The sequence below is a fragment of the Maricaulis sp. W15 genome (assembly GCF_001924955.1).
Taxonomy (GTDB): domain Bacteria; phylum Pseudomonadota; class Alphaproteobacteria; order Caulobacterales; family Maricaulaceae; genus Maricaulis; species Maricaulis maris.
The window spans coordinates 1-15826 of sequence record NZ_LQXG01000019.1 but is presented as its reverse complement, the minus strand read 5'-3'; the positions used below and the strand labels follow the sequence as shown (position 1 = coordinate 15826).

Below are 15826 nucleotides of genomic sequence, written 5' to 3'. Positions count from 1 at the left end.
GACTAGCGCGGCTTGCTTAACGCCAGCCTAAATCCGTTCAGTTTTCGAACTGCTCGACCAGGATGCGTTCGGCGAGATCACGGCCGGGATCAAACAGCATGGTCAGCGTCACATCATGGGCTTCTACCACATCAACGCGGGCCACTTCACGGAATTCCTGATTGTCGGCCACCGCAGATACCGGCCGCAGGGATGGTTCGACGATCTCGAAGCCAACCCGGACATTGCGCGGCAGGAGCGCCCCGCGCCATCGCCGTGGCCGGAAGGCGCTGATCGGGGTCAGGGCCAGCACGGTTGAGGTCAATGGCAGGATCGGCCCGTGGGCAGAGAGGTTATACGCCGTCGACCCGGCCGGCGTCGCGACCAGGATGCCGTCGGCCTGCAACTCGGACATCCGGCTCTTGCCGTCGATTGTGATCTTGATCTTGGCCGTTTGCCGGGTTTCGCGCAGCAGCGAGACCTCGTTGATAGCGAGGGCCTCGAAGGGTTTGCAGTGGATGTCTTCCCCGAAGGCACGCAGCGGATGGATACGCGCGCGCTCGGCTTCGGCAATCCGTTGCGGCAGCCCGTCCTCGCGAAACTCGTTCATCAGGAAGCCGACCGATCCGAAATTCATGCCATAAACCCGCGCGCCGGTGCGAATCGACATGTGCAGAGCGTCAAGCATCAACCCGTCGCCACCCAGGGCGACGATGACATCCGCCTCTTCGATGGGCGCATGGCCATAGAGGTTTTCAAGGCGCGACTTGGCGGCCTTGGCCTCAGGTCGGGGGCTGGCGAGGAAGGCGAGAGAAGCGGTGATGGGCGTGCTCGAAGGAAAACCTGATGAAACAGGTTCTTATTCAAGCCCTCGTGCCCATTTGGCGCAAGACCTTCGCCGCTTTTTCCGGACCGTACATGCGGAAGACATTCGCCGCTGCCGCCATGGCATCGCCTTCCAACGCCTGGTGGATGCGGCCAGAACGCTGCAACGTCTTGTGGATGATCGGATAGGCGGTGCGGTCCAGCTGGGCCGCCTGGCAAGCCATGGCGGCGGCGCGGACACCGCTCATCGCCAATGCGATGCGCCATTGCGACGCCTTGATGTCGCACAGGGCGGCGATCGCGTGATCGAACACAGCTTCCTTGCCGGCCTTGAGCGCGTCCATCGCGAAACGGCCGCTCAGCTTGCCGGCGGATTTTGCATCCTGGACTTCGCGGGCGGCCTCCTTATCGACATCTTCCGGTGTCGCGCCGAGTGCAGCGTCAACGGCGAGGCTCTCGACTTTTGCCTTGTCGAGGCCAAACCGGCGGTAGAGTTCCTCGCGCCAGTTTTCCGGCAACATGATGCAGAGTTGAGTCGCGTAGTCAGTCGACAGGTCGTGGCGGCGGGCCAGCGCTTCACGCAGCTTGGGATGCTCGCGCGCCACGTGGAGGCAGACCTCCAGCGTGTTCTCGGAGATTTCCGCGGTGTCGTTGTTGGCCAGCGCGCGCAACACAATTGGTTCGCCTGGCTTGGCAAGGCGATCGGTCACGGGCAGGCAGAGATTGGCACGCATGGCGAGGTGGCGCCGGTGATCGATCGAGCCGGTTTCGGCGAGTTCGATCATGTCTTTCTGCGTCAACTGATCGCTCTTTTCGATGATGATCGCGGAGATTTCGATCTGGTCGAAGGCGAAGTGCCGGATCGCTGAATGCGGTGCCCAATCGCAACCGGCCAGCTTTTTGGCCATTGCCATCTTGGTGTCGAGGTCCGACTTGGTCGACAGTGTAATGAGCAGGTCGCCGGCGACTGGTTCGGCCGATGCCGACAAGGGCTGCGCGACACACATCTCCGTTACGCTCAGCGCAAGCTGCTGGCGTTTGTCGGGGTCGCGTACAGTCGCGAGAAGATGGAGCGCGTCGGCTGGTTTTGCGGCCATGGGTCTTGATTTGCGAACCGTTACATTGACGGTTATCGATGACAGGAACGCCTTGAAAACTTCTTAATTCGGGCGGTGACGAGAGGGGTTTCAGCCATGGATGACATCCGGCCGGCGTCATTGCTCACACGCTATTCGAACGTGCGGCAGCAGACGCAATCCCTGGTCGTCGGCTTGAGCGAGGAGGACATGCTGGTCCAGACCATGGCGGATGTCAGTCCGACCAAATGGCACCTGGCCCACACCACCTGGTTCTGGGAGACGTTCGTGCTTCGGCAGTATCTCGCCGGATATCAGGAATTTTCCCCTGAATTCAACTACCTGTTCAATTCCTACTATGACGGGATTGGTGATCGCCACGCCCGGGCCGAACGTGGCTTTCTCAGTCGCCCGCGCTTGGCCGACGTGATGGCCTATCGTGATCATGTCGATGACGCGATGGCGCGTTTACTGACCGTTGACCATGGCGATAAAAATGCACGACTTGCGCCGCTGATTGAACTCGGGATCGCGCATGAGGAGCAGCATCAGGAGCTCATCCTCACTGATATCAAGCATGTGCTGTCACGCCATCCGTTTTCCCCCGTGGCCTTTCCGCCGGCGCGCCGCACCGAGCCCGCGCCGATTGCCGAGCCGGGTTGGGTCGAATTTGCTGGCGGCACGGTTGATATCGGCGTCGATGGCGTCGGCTTTCATTTCGACAATGAAGGGCCTCGGCATCAGGTGATCCTTGTCCCCTTCGCCTTGGCCGACCGTCTGGCGACCAATCGGGACTATGCAGACTTCATCGCCGATGGCGGCTACGCGACCCCGTCGCTATGGTTGTCGGATGGTTGGGCGCGTTTACAGGATGAGGCGTGGTCAGCGCCCTTGTATTGGCGGCAGGGCGATGCCGGTTGGCAGGAATTCACGCTGCACGGGCTGCACCCGCTCGACCTGGACGCGCCGGTGATCCATCTCAGCTATTACGAAGCCAGCGCCTTCGCCGAGTGGAGCGGTGCGCGCTTGCCGACCGAAGCCGAGTGGGAACACGCTGCGCAGCGGGCACGGGGACCGGATGGCCGATATGCGCAGCCTGGTGTTTCCGCCCATCCCGGCATCACGCCGTCCAACCCGTCCGGCGTGACCGGGCTGCGCCAGATGTTCGGTGACGCTTGGGAGTGGACGCGGTCTTCCTACTCGGCCTATCCGCGCTTTCGTCCGGCGGCCGGCGCGGTTGGCGAATACAATGGCAAATTCATGAGCGGGCAGTATGTCTTGCGCGGCGGATCCTGCGCGACGGCGCCTTGGCATGTGCGCGCGACTTACCGCAATTTCTTCCCGCCGGCGGCGCGCTGGCAGTTTTCCGGTGTGAGACTGGCGCGGGATATTTGACGGGCGGGCCGGCAGGCCCGATCCTGCGCATTGTTGGCGATAACGATACAAGCCATGGGGAGAACATCATGGACGATCAAACAAGCATGTCGGTCAAGGACCAGGTTTCGGCCGAGGAGTGGAAGGCGCGCTGTGACCTTGCCGCCCTGTACCGCCTTGTGCGGATGCACGGGTGGGATGACCTCTTTTTCACCCATATCTCGATGCGGATACCCGGACCGGATGAGCATTTTCTGCTCAACCCGTTCGGCCTGCTTTATGAGGATGTGACCGCGTCGAACCTGGTGAAGATCGATCTCGACGGTAATGTCCTGCCGCCATCGCGATACGGAATCAATCCGGCCGGTTTCACCATTCATTCGGCGATCCACGCGGCCCGGCATGACGTTGCCGTGGCCCTGCATCTGCATTCCGATGCCGGCGTTGCCGTCGCGGCCCAGAAGGGCGGGCTTCGCCCGATTTCCCAGCTGGCGATGAATGTCTTCAATGATGTGAGCTATCACGACTATGAAGGTATCGCCCTGGAGTCCGAGGAAAAAGAGCGGCTTGTGGCGGATCTCGGCGAGAAGAACCTGATGATCTTGCGCAACCATGGGACGCTGTCGGTTGGCGATCACCCGTTTAGCGCGTATATTCGCATCTATCTACTGGAGCGTGCCTGCAAGATCCAGGTCATGGCCCAGGCGGGTGGAGAGCTGATTGAATGGGACGAGAAGATGCAGGACCGCGTCTTCGGGCAATCTTCGGAGATCGCGTCCAACGACTTCTTCAAGGAGATAGCCTGGGCCGCGATCATGGATCGCGTTCGCCGCGAAAGCCCCGGCTTCGAAGTCTGACCGCAATCGCCTGTTTGGCCGGTGCATCAGGGCTCGCCCTGGATGCGCCGGCCGACGCGGGTGCCTGGCCCCAGCCGCAGGGCGAGGGCGTTATCATCATGACTACTCTGGTGGATCGCGCCGACACGAGGTTCGACGGTGATCGTCGACGCTCGGATGACGGCTATTTTCACAAGGATGAGACGGCCGCTTATCTCGAATACGGGCTTAGCGGACGTGATACGATGGTTGTCCGGATCGCCTGGCAGGATGTGCGGCGCGCGCGTGGGCAATCCTATGACGAGGCGCGGGGCCTGGCAGCCAGTGAAATCGGTTGGCGGCGCCAGGTCTGGCGTCGCGATGCGACTGTTGCGTCGTTGCAAGCGATGGCCCTGATCCCCGGCCAGGGCGAGAATGTCGCCAATCAGGCTTTTGGATCCGGCGAAATGGCTGCGGAACTGCGTGCGCTCCTCGGACAAGGCCTGGGGCGTCACGGCTTTGTCGAGGCCCAGACCGCCTGGCGATGGCGTGACGGGGAATATCTGGACGAAGCACGGCTCGATCTGACCGCCGGCTGGCGTGTGACTGATCGTTGGCAGGTGCTGGCCCAGAGCTTCTCGGTCTGGAGTGTTGAAACGGATCGGCCCGGCGCGCGCGCCTTCGATCAGCACAAGCTGCAGCTGTCTGTCAGTCGCGAGCTCGGCGCGCAGACGATCCAGATCGGTGCATCGTTCACGCCCACCGGTCGCAATGCAATCAACCAGCAGGCCTTGTTTCTGTCGGTGTGGCGGCGGTTTTGATCCTAGTCGTCTGCGGTTTCGACGGCGATATGGGCAATGACATCCCGGCGATCATCGGCGTCACGCAGGCCGACAAAGCTCATCCGGTTACCCGGAACGAGCGCGCGGGGGTTGGCGATCCAAGCATCGAGTGCGTCGAGGTCCCAGACCAGACCGGCTTCGGCGAGCTGGCTCGAATAGCTGAAGCGGTCCGCGCCTGCGGCAGGGGCTCCGATAATCCCGTGTAGATTGGGTCCGACCGTGTGGCGCCCCCCATTGTTGAGCGTGTGGCAGGACTGGCAGCGGCGGAACTGGCGCGCGCCATTGGTCAGGTCTGCATTGACATAGTCGCCGCCCAACTCGGCGAGAATGGCGGCGGTGTCGCGGCTCGCTGCGGGGGGCGTGTCTCCGGCAGTGGCCGCCGCGTCGTTGGACGTTGGCGAGGATGCGTTCGTGTTGGTCGACGGTGTGTCGTTGCCGCCGCCGCAGGCGGCAAGGGCAATGGCCGGCAGGAGTGTGAGAAGGGCGCGTGTCATGGTCAGTTCCCCGGTTGCGGATCGAAGCCCGTTTATAGCGCTGCAAGATTGCACCAACATGCGGCACGATGACACCAGGTTGCCAAGCCTGGTCGCAGGTCTCCAGCTTGCGCAGGCCGTCATCGTTTTTTCGCTTGTCTCTCGCAACACAATCACGAAGAAGTATTGCGGGGACCCAATAGAGGCATCGCGAGCGGATGCAAGACCGATCACGGCTGTCGGCCGTCATGATATGTGGAGCCGGTCATTCCGGTTCGACACTGCTGGGCATGATCCTCGGCAGTCATACCGATGCTTTCTACATGGGTGAGGGCGGCAAGGCCCGTTATCTCGGCGACGAGAAGAAGCCGCTGCGCAAGCGCGTCTGCAAGATCTGCGGTGAGGACTGTCCGGTCTGGGCCGGGTTTGAATGGGATGGTTGCTCGCCGCTCTATGCCCAGGTCGCGGCGCATGTCGGCAAGTCTGTCATCATTGATTCGACCAAGGATGAAGGCTGGATCGAGGACCGGGCGGCGGAGGTTCGCAGCGGTGGAGGTCGGCCTGTCCTGCTTTTGTTGAGTCGCGACGGGCGGGCCGTGGTCAATTCACGGCTGCGCAAATACCCTGATCGCGATCCCGGCGAGCAAATTCAGGCCTGGGTCGACAAGATGGCCACCGCACAGGCGCTGTTCGATGCGTTCGATGGCCCGAAAATGCGCGTTCGCTATGAAGATCTGGCGGGCAACAGTGCCGCCACCATTCGCGCACTCTGTCACTTGATCGGCCTGGACTACCAGCCGGCAATGGCGGATTTCAGCGCCGTCGAGCATCATGTGTTGGGCGGTAATAGTGGAACCCAGTTCATCGCTGCGCGCTCGCGTTTTGACGATCCGGACGAGGCCTTTGTCAGCCTGGGTTCACGGACCCGCGACTATTATGAAAACCATTCCGGTGGAATCGAGCTTGATCTGCGCTGGAAGACAGAAATGAAGCACGAACATCTCGCCCTGTTCGAGCAGATGGCTGCGACGGCCAATGCGCCGTTCCAGTGGGGGGAATGACAATGGCGAAAGTTGATCTGGTTTTTCGTCAGATTGACGAGCGCACGCGTGACGTGGCGCTCGAGCTGGCGATCGAGAACATCCAGCCGGACAATGTCCACATCATCGACGATGTCCGGCCCTTTACCGAGTGCGTCGCGCAAATGCTGCGCATCGAGCATGATTGCGACTATGTCGTTTATGTCGATGCGGATTGTTTGATCCTGGAGAACATCCGGCCTTTCATCGACAGCTGCGACGCGCCCTATGTCGACGCCTATGTGTCGGATCGGTTCCGCGGGCGGCTGCATTGCGGCGTCCATATCACGCGCATCGATCTGGTGCGGGCCATGGCCGCTGTCGACATCCCCAAGGATGACCTCAAATACGTGCTGCGACCGGAATCACGCCTGCGCAACCTAGCCATGAAGCCAATGGGTTCGGCCAAGCAGTTCCGCAATTTCGACATTCTGCACGATCACTTCCAGTCCTACCGCCACATCTTCATGAAATACGCGCTGCGTGAGCTGCGCAGCCGGGTGAAGGTGCAGCGGCAACGACTGACACGGTCGATGAAAAAATGGGTCACGACCGAGGGTGACTTCTGCGACCTGACGATGGCGCGCTACGCGGTCGACTATGCCCGTCGCATGGTGCCCACGACAGCCACGCCGGACGAGGTTCACGCCTTTATCGCAGCGCTGCCGGATCATGCCGAGGCCGAGTTGGCCAAGCTCGGCCTGACGGCCGAAACGCCGTTTACGCGTGCCGATCTGGATGCTTGGCTGACCGCCAATGCCGACCGGGTCGCCTATGGTCAGAAAGCCGACAAACCGAAAGTCTTCGGCCTTGGCCTGTCGCGCACGGGCACCCGCAGCCTGACGTCCGGCCTGCAGATGCTCGGCTTTGACTGCAGCCATTACCCGATCGATGAAGATACCTATATCGAGATCGCCAACGCCCAGTACGACCTGACCCTGCTGCGCTATTTCGATGGTTTGACCGATATCACGACCATTCCGATCTATCAGCAGCTGGACAAGCAGTATCCCGGCTCGAAATTCGTGTTGACCGTGCGCGACAAGGAGAGCTGGCTGGGGTCGGTGTCTCGACACTACTACAATCGCCCGGCCTTCAAGGATGTCGAGGACCCCGACGAGGAAGTGCATCTGCGGATGCGCCAATTCCTGCGCGCAGCGGTTTATGGTTGTTACAATTTTTGCCCGGACCGTTTCTCCTGGGTCTATGACCAGCATGTGCGCGATGTGATGGCTTTCTTCAAGGACCGTCCCGAGGACCTGCTGATCATCGACATCTGTTCCGGTGAAGGGTTTGAGAAGCTGGCGCCGTTCCTTGACCGTCCGGTGCCGGCCGAGGCTTTCCCGCACAAAGGGGCTGTGTTGTCGCGTCGTATCGCTGAAGAAGCCGAAGCCCAGAAGGCCCGGGTCGCCTGATCCTGCATGTCCGACCCTGACCCGGACAGTGTGAGCGAACCGGTCCCGCCCCTGCGGGACCGGCTTTCGGCCGCCGGTCGGACCTTGGCCATCATCGCCAAGACGCGCCCTGGCCTGACACTGGGCATCTCTGTCTTGACGGTCGTGGCAGCCTTGCTGCCACCGGCCGCGCTTTACGTTTCCAAATTGCTGATCGACGGTGTGGTGGCGGCGATCGGCTCCGGGCTGGAGGCTGACCGCAATGCAGCGCTTCGCTGGGTGGTGGTCGAGGCCGGTCTGCTCGCTGTCCTCTTGGTGGTGCGGCGGGGGCTGGTTTTCCAGAAGGCCCGCCTTCACGCTGAACTCGGCTTTGCCGTGGCTCGCCTCATCCTCGACAAGGCAAACCGTTTTTCCCTTGCCCAGATTGAGCATCCGCGCGTCCAGGAAATGCTCATCCATGCCAAACAGTTTGCGGCGGCCCGGCCTTACGGGCTGATCGTCCGCTGTTTTGACATTCTGCAGGCCGGGGTCACGCTGGTCTCGATCATTGCGCTTCTCGCCGCCAGCGCGCCCTGGCTCATCCTTTTGATGTTGGTCGGGGGCTTGCCGGCCTTTCTCGGCAATCTGCGCTTTTCGGGCGATGCCTATCGTTTCTACACCGCCCGCTCGCCGCAAATGCGTGAGCGCAACTATCTGGAAAGTCTCGTGACCAATGAGGCGGCGGCGCGCGAAAGGCTGCACTACGGGCTCGGCGCGCCCTTGCTGGGCCGGTTCTCCGACCTGTTTCATGACATGCATGATGGCGACCGGCGCCTTCAGGGGCGTCAGGCGGTTATCGGATCCCTGCTGGGTATTGGCGGGTCGGCGATCTTTCTCGGTGGCAAGCTGTGGATCGTGGTCGCCACGATCGCCGGTCGCTTCAGCCTTGGCGACATGACCATGCTGATCGGCCTGCTCAAACAGGGCCAGAACGCGGTCAATGCACTGCTGGCAGCCTTTACCGGCAGTCATGAGGATCTTCTCTATGTCACCCGGCTGTTTGCCCTGCTTGATCTGGACGAGGGCCGCACGGCCGGTCTGGCCACTGAAGGTCCGACGCCCGGCGACGGCTTGCGTTTCGAGAATGTCAGCTTTGCCTATCCGGGTGCCAGTACGCGCGCGCTCGACAGGGTGAGCTTTCAGCTCGCACCAGGGACCCGGCTCGGCCTTGTCGGCGTCAACGGGTCAGGCAAGACGACTTTGGTCAAGTTGGCTGCCGGCCTCTATCGCCCTGATACAGGCCGGGTCCTGCTGGACGGTCTTGATCTGGCCGAATGGGACCCCGCGGCGCTGTCGCGCCGGATCGGCGTCATGTTTCAACCGCATGTGAACTACAAGCTATCGGTGCGCGACAATGTTGAATCCGGGATCGGCCTGGCGACATTGTCACCCGACGCGATGGATCGCGCCCTTGCGGCGGGGCTGGCGCGCGAGCTGGTCGACGAGCTGGAAAATGGTGTCGAGACCCGGCTGTCGAAGCGCTTTGCCGAGGGCGTGGAGCTGTCCGGCGGCCAATGGCAGCGCCTTGCCATGGCCCGCGCTCATGCCAACGAAGCGGCGGACATTCTCATTCTGGACGAGCCGACGGCGGCACTGGATGCGGAAGCGGAGTCGGCTTTCATGGCACGACCGCTCGCGCCTGGTCGCTCGCTGATCCTGATCAGTCACCGCCTGTCCAATCTGCGCACGGCCGATCTCATCATCCTGCTTGATCAGGGGTGTGTAGCCGAGGTCGGTGATCATGAAACATTGATCGGGCAGGGCGGCGCCTATGCGAACCTGTTTGCTCTGCAGGCTGATCCCTACCGCACATGAAAACGGCCCGCGTCGCCGACGCGGGCCGTCCCCCTCACATGTCGAGTGCGCCCTAGAAGCGCTTCGACACGTTGATGAAGAAGCGGCGACCGATCTGGTCATAGCCACCGCCCGACGGCACATTGCGCGTCGTCAGATTGCCAAGTCCGACACCCATCGTACCGAGGTCTTCATCGATCTGGGGCGGGTCTTCATTGGCGATGTTCTGGACACCCATCGTCACGCGCCAGCTCTCCTGGGACAGTGACACCGAGATGTCATGGTATTGCGCCGACGGAACATCGAACTGTGCCGGTGTGCCGGCCCCGATGAAGTTCGGGTTTTCCGTCACATTCACTTCTCCGATCCAGCGCGCGCGATGGAAGAAGGTGAGGTCACCCCAATCCGTCGACGTGAAGAGCCGGTTGGTGAAGGTGCCGCGCCATTCCGGATTGCCCAGCGTGTTCAGCGCCTCGTTGACATTGGTCACGCCGGCCAGCGTGATCGTCGTCGTGATGTCTGTCGACTGGGTGAGGGCGGTGTCCGACGTGAAGGTGAAGTTCCGGCCCATCGCTTCGAAGTCCATGTTGAAGCGAAGGTTATAGTCCAGACCTTCCGATGTGTTGGACGACACGTTGAACGGCGTCGTATCCACCTCGTTGAGATATTGCGTGTTCGGGTCACGCACGCGGCGGGTACAGAACGGATCGTTCGGGAAGTTGGCGGACCGATAGCAATTGGCCAGGATCTGGCCGGCGGTCGGAACCAGGATCGAGTCGGAGACCTCGATTTCATAGTAGTTCACGCCCAGCGTCAGATCGAACAGGTCCGTGAACGGCTGCTCGATCACAAAGCCCAGCGAGATGGCTTCCGACGTTTCAGGGTCGAGGCCTGGATTGCCGGACCGGAAGGCTTCAAAGCCGGATGTGCCGGTAACCCCGAGTGTGAACGGATCGACGCCTTCCGCCGCGCAATTGTCCAGCACGATCTGGGCGCGACCGTCGAGATCGCCGATACCGTCGCCATTGCTGTCCGCGCCAGGGGCGTAGATCGGATTTCCGGTGACCGGATCGGTCCCGACTGCCGTGGCCGGCACGCCGCAAGGGTCATTGACGAAGCCGATAAAGCCCGACTGCCCGCCCAGGAAGAGTTCCCGCAGGTTCGGCGCCCGGAAGGAGGTGCCCATCGTCCCGCGCAGGGTGAGGAAGTCGACCGGGACCCAGCGTGCGCGGGCACTCCAGGTGGAGTTTTGTCCGTAGAACTCGTGGTCAACCAAGCGGGCTGCCGCTTCAAACGTGATTTCCCGTGCGAACGGGCGGTCCTGGATGATCGGGGCAACGACTTCGCCGTACACCTCAAACAGCTCAACAGAGCCTGCCGAAGAACGGTCCTTGAAGAAGTTCAACCCAAGACCGCGTTCGGCAACTTCACCGGATCGAGAATCCAGGGATTGTTCACGCCATTCCGATCCAAGCACCACCGAGACTTCGCCATCGAGCAAGTCGAACACCGGACCGGTGACGAAGCCACCGAGAATGCGTTCATCGACAAAGGTGGTGATCTCGCGTTGGCCACGCAGCCAGTCGATCCCGGCCTGGCCTTCGGCAAAGCTGGCATCGGCGCCATAAAGGCTTTCCGACCAGAAGTTGATCGGGACGCAGGTCTCCGGTGTCCGTGACTGGAAGAAGCCACCTGGCGTCGGTACGCCGCAAACCGGCAGGCCGCTGGTCGGATCCGCCGTTGCCGACGCCGACAGGTTGAGATTTTCCTCAAGCGTTACGGTTCGCGACGAATAGCCCATCGACCGCGTGTAACCGGCGAAGACTTCATAGTCCCAGCCCGGTGCGCCCATGAAGCCGAGATCGCCTTGCAGACCGTTATAGGTCCGCCATTGCTCAAGCTCGACAACCGCTTCGTTGTCCCAAGGAGCCATCAACAGGATGGAACCGGGAGCACCGAACGGGTTGAACGGGTTGTCCGCGTTGAAATCGACCGTGAACTGGGCCGGGCCACCATTGAAGTAGGTCTGGCGATTGGAGAAGGAGGTTTCGGTGAAGAAGTTTGTGCCCGGCAGCCAGTCATCGAGATCATACGTGGCCGTCAGGAAAAAGACCGAACGCTCGAACTCCGGTGACTCATAGGCGTTGACCACGCGCGAATTGTTCAGGGCCTGGTCCGAGAAGCCACCAGCATTGGGGCCACGGCCGTCGACGAAGCCGGCAACACCGAGGTCGGAATCGGTGGCTGAGGTGCCGGGGGCGCCGTAGAACAAGGTGAAGCTCGGCAGCAGGATGCCCAAACCGGATTGGAAGGCATGCGCCGTGCCGCAGGTCTCCGTCGTTGTGCCGTCACCATTATCGACGATGTCAAACGAACAGTATTGACCGCCATCGCGAGCCATCCAGTCGCGCTGGGTGCCAGTCAGCTCTTCACTGCGGACAAGTTCCGCTGCGAATACGAAATTGGCACGACCTTCGCTGCCGCCGACCAGGAAGTTCGCACTCGACTGTGAGCCACCGCTGTCTTCGGGAATGGTTGTGAAGGCCTCAACCTGGAGGCCGTCGAACTCGGTGCGCAGAATGATATTGGTCACGCCGGCGACCGCATCCGACCCATACACCGACGAAGCTCCGTCCAGCAGGATGTCGACGCGCTGGATCAAGGAGGAGGGTATCAGCGAGACGTCCGGGAAGGACGGCGCGCCCTCCACACCGGCTGGTGCGAAACGGCGGCCATTGATCAGCACAAGCGTCCGGTCGGCGGCAAGGCCGCGCAAGGAAACGGCCTGCCCGCCCGGGCCGGCATTGCCGACAAATTGGGCGTTGGTCTGCAAGTCAAGCTGGGCGCCCTGGACAACCGTGGTCGAGCGCAGGATTTCACCGACATCGATCAGGCCGGCTTCCTGGATCGTGTCTTCGTCGATCACCTGCAGCGGCGAGGTCGAGGTGAAACTGTTGCGGCGAACGCGCGAACCGGTCACGACGATGCGGTCCTCATCTTCGTCGGCTTCTTGCTCGGGCGAGGACACGCTCGCCGGTTGCTGCGCAAGGGCAGGTGACACCATCAAACCGGCCGCGGCAAAGCCGGCCAGGACGGTCGATCGCAGAATTCGCGACTTGAAGTCTTCGTCTCTCATTTTATCCCCTCAGGAGTGACGGCCCGGCCTGTGGCCGAGCCATTTGAGTTGGCCCGGCGGCAGGCCCCCTCGGGGACCGGCGGGCCGGGCAACGCCGCAGGACGGCGCATGGGACGGATAGAGCGGAATGGGTTGAACACACTGACAGGCCAATGTTGCGAGCCGCGGCAGGGCGTAACAAACGGGCGTGACGTCGACGAACGACGGGAAAATCGGGTCAAAAATGGAATCCGGTGCACGGGCGGCGGCTGTATCGCGACCAGGGTTGAACCCGTGGGGCCTTGGCGATGGCGGAGCAGCCAATCTGTCGGGGAGGTCAGATTGCGGACAGGCAGCGGTTTGGCGGATCGGATAAAGTCCGGGCCGGACTGCGTGCTTGTCAGCCCTGGGAGGGCAGGGCCAGTCGCGATGACGCCGTGTTTGCCAGATGGGCCTGCAAGAGTTCGGCGCCGCGAGCGCTCACCGGGAAGCCCTGACCTGACCGGAGGGTGAGGCGGACGACGCGGCCGCGCTCTCGGGCACAGGATGCAATCTCGCTACCACGCACCAGATGAGACCGGTGGATATGGATGAAGCCCAGCCGGGTGAGTTGCACGACGAGTTCGGCGAGCGTCGCGCGGTGCAACCATTCACGATCATGCGAAATGAGGGCGACATAATTGCCTTGTGCACTGACGGCGATGATGTCGGCCATATCAAGAATGTCCTCCTGGCTGCCACTGCGCAGGATGATGTGATCGGCTGCCGGCTCGGTCTGGCTGGCTTGGCGCCGGACGGATCCAGCATAAACATCGCCCAGAAGTGCGGTCAGTGCGATCATGACCGGGTCCCAGACCCAGTTGATCAGGGGGATCTGGTCAAGAATTTGCGCCGGCGGCGCATCCAGGAAGGGCGCGTAGACGAAGACGATGTGCAGGTAGACCAGAAAAATCGCGGCGACACCGAGCATCACCAGTTCGCTCAAGGCGATCAGGGTCGGTGTCGCGAGCAGGGCTTGGCGCGCCCGTGTGATGGCGACCGCCGGGAAGATTCCGAGCCAGGGAATCATGATGACCGATTGCCCCTGCACGATTTCCACTATCGTGTGCGCAATCCCGAGGCGGGACATGTCGAGCGATTGGGCGAGCGTGAACACGACGAGCAGGCCGATCCAGGCGGCGGTGGTCGCAAACAGGATTCGCACCCACCGTTTCAGCGGAAGTGCCTCACAAGCTTGCCACCACGATTGGATCATACGTCCCTCACAGACACTACCGATACCGTCTCTGGACTGCGGTCAGATTTTCCGGCGCGTTACAGTCTCGACATGTCGCAGCGGCGCGTTGGGTGAAAAAGTTGCGTGCGACGAACATCGGAACGCCGCACGCAACAAGGAGGGATAAGGGCTCGTGACTGCCCAAGCGTATCCGGGATCCAAGACACCGAGTGACACGCACCGCAACGTGACCACGGTCGGGCGGCAGCGGCGAGCGGAATTCAACGAGCGGCGGCAGAACGCGACCAATTGCGGATTTGCGGCCCAATCGCGGGTGTTTGTCGATGAACGACCCCCGGCATTCATGTCAGAAACTGCCCGGTTCGGCCCGGCGGGGCCTGTGATAAACACGAAATTGCGTCATTCGCCCCAGAAACCGGGGTGGTTTGTCATTCTTGGCCGCTCCGCCTCTTCCTCCATCAGCTTGACCGCGGATATCATGTAAGCAGTTGATTTTATTGATGGAGAAAATGTAATGCGGTGCGTTGTCCTGGAAAGCCGGCCCCTTGCACGAGCGCATCTTGTGCAGGCCGTCCAGCGGCATACCGCCATTCGTGTTGCTGTCGCGACGGCCTCCGTCGAGGCGCTTCCGCCTGTTTGCGGTTCCCGGGACGCGGACGTTCTCTTTCTTGACGCCGATCACCCGCGGCTCGACGCCGCGCTGGCGGCGCTGCGTGATCTGGGAAGCCGGGCGCCAGTAGTCGTCATGATGAGCGATTATCCGGATCGTGCCATCGACGCCTTCGACCGCGGCGCGAGCGATTTCCTGCTGCGGCCGATCGAGACGGGTCGACTCGCGGTGACCATTGATCGTCTGCGTCAGCTCGTTCAGGACCGTCAGGCCCAGGTCCGTGCCGGACTTCTCGAGGAAGCGCTTTGTGACCTGCGCCAGAAATCCGGCGCTGGCGATCCCGCCGGATGCGGTCGAGACTTCTGGATATCGGGGCATGGCGCCCGGGTTCGGATCAGCCAGTCGGAAATTGTCTGGCTGGAGGCGGCGCGGGGTTATGTCTATTTTCACCTGCGGACCCGAAAACTGCTCGAACGTACGACCATGAAAGAGCTTGAGGCACGGCTTGACCCGACCCGGTTCCTGCGGCTGCACCGGTCTGCGATCGTCAATGTCGATGAAATCTCGGCCGCCCTGCGGGATCGCCATGGCCTGTATGCGGTACAGCTGACAAATGGGACCCAGGTCCGGGTTGGCCGCAAATATCGCGACGGGCTTGCCGATCTCATGCAGCGAACCCAGGTCCGGCCGCGGGAGGAACACCAGGCAGCCTGATTCCTCACACCGTCGACGCCAGGGACGAGCAGGCGCGGCCCAATGGTGCCCGTCGCGGCGAAGCATCGCGGCGCAGGGGGCCGTTCCACAGTTGATATTCCGTTGTGGCAAAGCCGTTCCGGCTGGTGACTGCGCCGGGATGCACAAACACGCGCATTCCTCGATTGACTTCAAAATGCCCGGGCCATAAACATCGCCCTCCTCGCAGCGGGGGCCACGGAAACGGGGCGCCGGCGACGAGGGGAGGGCAATCGCCCTTCAGGCTTTTCATAGGCGCTTTTCATGTCCGGCGCCGGCGATGATTTCCTCGGAAAACAACGCTGGTCACGACGCGCTGCAGAAACCCTGAAGAACGTGATTGACTTCAAACTTGGGGCGGCTTAAACACCGCCCTCCTTGGCCGGGGCGGCGATTTGATTGTCCTTCGGTTATCGGGTTCGGCGGCGCGTTTGTGTTGTTT

12 protein-coding genes are annotated in these 15826 nt (G+C 61.9%); 7 read left to right on the top strand and 5 right to left on the bottom strand.

Features of this window, described 5'->3' with window-relative positions; translation table 11 throughout:
* Nucleotides 1-37 precede the first annotated feature (37 nt).
* Nucleotides 38-802: an NAD kinase gene (locus tag AWH62_RS12865; RefSeq protein ID WP_075190911.1), complete on the bottom strand. Its 765-nt coding sequence runs from the start codon at nt 800-802 to the stop codon at nt 38-40.
* Between the two features lie 40 nt (nt 803-842).
* A complete protein-coding gene (locus tag AWH62_RS12860) occupies nt 843-1901 on the bottom strand; it encodes a DUF2336 domain-containing protein (RefSeq protein WP_075190910.1) in 1059 nt (352 codons plus the stop codon).
* Nucleotides 1902-1997: 96 nt separating this feature from the next.
* Here AWH62_RS12860 and egtB point away from each other — a divergent pair, with 96 nt between their 5' ends.
* The 3 genes from egtB to AWH62_RS12845 all read left to right on the top strand — a co-directional run bounded on the left by egtB (nt 1998) and on the right by AWH62_RS12845 (nt 4890).
* Nucleotides 1998-3275, top strand: coding sequence for an ergothioneine biosynthesis protein EgtB (egtB, locus tag AWH62_RS12855; protein ID WP_075190909.1), 1278 nt, complete (start codon nt 1998-2000; stop codon nt 3273-3275).
* Nucleotides 3276-3343: 68 nt separating this feature from the next.
* Nucleotides 3344-4111: a class II aldolase/adducin family protein gene (locus AWH62_RS12850; protein WP_075191141.1), complete on the top strand. Its 768-nt coding sequence runs from the start codon at nt 3344-3346 to the stop codon at nt 4109-4111.
* A 98-nt stretch (nt 4112-4209) separates the two neighbouring features.
* Nucleotides 4210-4890, top strand: a complete 681-nt coding sequence (locus AWH62_RS12845) for a hypothetical protein (protein ID WP_143743052.1) — start codon at nt 4210-4212, stop codon at nt 4888-4890.
* Nucleotides 4891-4892: 2 nt separating this feature from the next.
* On the opposite strand, the gene AWH62_RS12840 is transcribed toward AWH62_RS12845, so the two are convergent.
* The gene (locus AWH62_RS12840) at nt 4893-5405 is read right to left on the bottom strand and encodes a cytochrome c family protein (protein WP_075190907.1); all 513 of its coding nucleotides are present in this window, start codon (nt 5403-5405) and stop codon (nt 4893-4895) included.
* A gap of 227 nt (nt 5406-5632) precedes the next feature.
* Here AWH62_RS12840 and AWH62_RS12835 point away from each other — a divergent pair, with 227 nt between their 5' ends.
* From AWH62_RS12835 to AWH62_RS12825, 3 genes are read left to right on the top strand one after another with little or no spacing between them, the layout of a single operon-like run.
* Nucleotides 5633-6445 carry a sulfotransferase gene (locus tag AWH62_RS12835; RefSeq protein WP_233128323.1) on the top strand — a complete coding sequence of 271 codons (813 nt, stop codon included), beginning with the start codon at nt 5633-5635 and terminating at the stop codon, nt 6443-6445.
* A 2-nt stretch (nt 6446-6447) separates the two neighbouring features.
* Complete coding sequence (locus AWH62_RS12830) at nt 6448-7878, top strand: sulfotransferase family protein (protein WP_075190905.1); 1431 nt, start codon at nt 6448-6450, stop codon at nt 7876-7878.
* 6 nt (nt 7879-7884) lie between these two features.
* Nucleotides 7885-9711 (top strand): ABC transporter ATP-binding protein, encoded by a 1827-nt coding sequence (locus tag AWH62_RS12825; RefSeq protein ID WP_083635183.1) that lies wholly within the window; start codon nt 7885-7887, stop codon nt 9709-9711.
* Between the two features lie 52 nt (nt 9712-9763).
* Here AWH62_RS12825 and AWH62_RS12820 read toward each other — a convergent pair whose 3' ends face one another.
* Complete coding sequence (locus tag AWH62_RS12820; protein ID WP_075190904.1) at nt 9764-12826, bottom strand: TonB-dependent receptor domain-containing protein; 3063 nt, start codon at nt 12824-12826, stop codon at nt 9764-9766.
* Between the two features lie 379 nt (nt 12827-13205).
* Nucleotides 13206-14009 (bottom strand): LytTR family DNA-binding domain-containing protein, encoded by an 804-nt coding sequence (locus tag AWH62_RS12815; RefSeq protein ID WP_158025628.1) that lies wholly within the window; start codon nt 14007-14009, stop codon nt 13206-13208.
* A 547-nt stretch (nt 14010-14556) separates the two neighbouring features.
* On the opposite strand from AWH62_RS12815, the gene AWH62_RS12810 reads away from it, so the two are divergent.
* Nucleotides 14557-15366: a LytTR family DNA-binding domain-containing protein gene (locus tag AWH62_RS12810; protein ID WP_075190902.1), complete on the top strand. Its 810-nt coding sequence runs from the start codon at nt 14557-14559 to the stop codon at nt 15364-15366.
* The last annotated feature ends 460 nt before the right edge of the window (nt 15367-15826 follow it).

Bases quoted from the DNA above. Each gene is read 5' to 3' on its own strand.
- AWH62_RS12860 (WP_075190910.1), bottom strand. From the start codon at position 1,901: ATGGCCGCAAAACCAGCCGACGCGCTCCATCTTCTCGCGACTGTACGC.
- egtB (WP_075190909.1), top strand. From the start codon at position 1,998: ATGGATGACATCCGGCCGGCGTCATTGCTCACACGCTATTCGAACGTG.
- AWH62_RS12850 (WP_075191141.1), top strand. From the start codon at position 3,344: ATGGACGATCAAACAAGCATGTCGGTCAAGGACCAGGTTTCGGCCGAG.
- AWH62_RS12845 (WP_143743052.1), top strand. From the start codon at position 4,210: ATGACTACTCTGGTGGATCGCGCCGACACGAGGTTCGACGGTGATCGT.
- AWH62_RS12840 (WP_075190907.1), bottom strand. From the start codon at position 5,405: ATGACACGCGCCCTTCTCACACTCCTGCCGGCCATTGCCCTTGCCGCC.
- AWH62_RS12835 (WP_233128323.1), top strand. From the start codon at position 5,633: ATGATATGTGGAGCCGGTCATTCCGGTTCGACACTGCTGGGCATGATC.
- AWH62_RS12830 (WP_075190905.1), top strand. From the start codon at position 6,448: ATGGCGAAAGTTGATCTGGTTTTTCGTCAGATTGACGAGCGCACGCGT.
- AWH62_RS12825 (WP_083635183.1), top strand. From the start codon at position 7,885: ATGTCCGACCCTGACCCGGACAGTGTGAGCGAACCGGTCCCGCCCCTG.
- AWH62_RS12820 (WP_075190904.1), bottom strand. From the start codon at position 12,826: ATGAGAGACGAAGACTTCAAGTCGCGAATTCTGCGATCGACCGTCCTG.
- AWH62_RS12810 (WP_075190902.1), top strand. From the start codon at position 14,557: ATGCGGTGCGTTGTCCTGGAAAGCCGGCCCCTTGCACGAGCGCATCTT.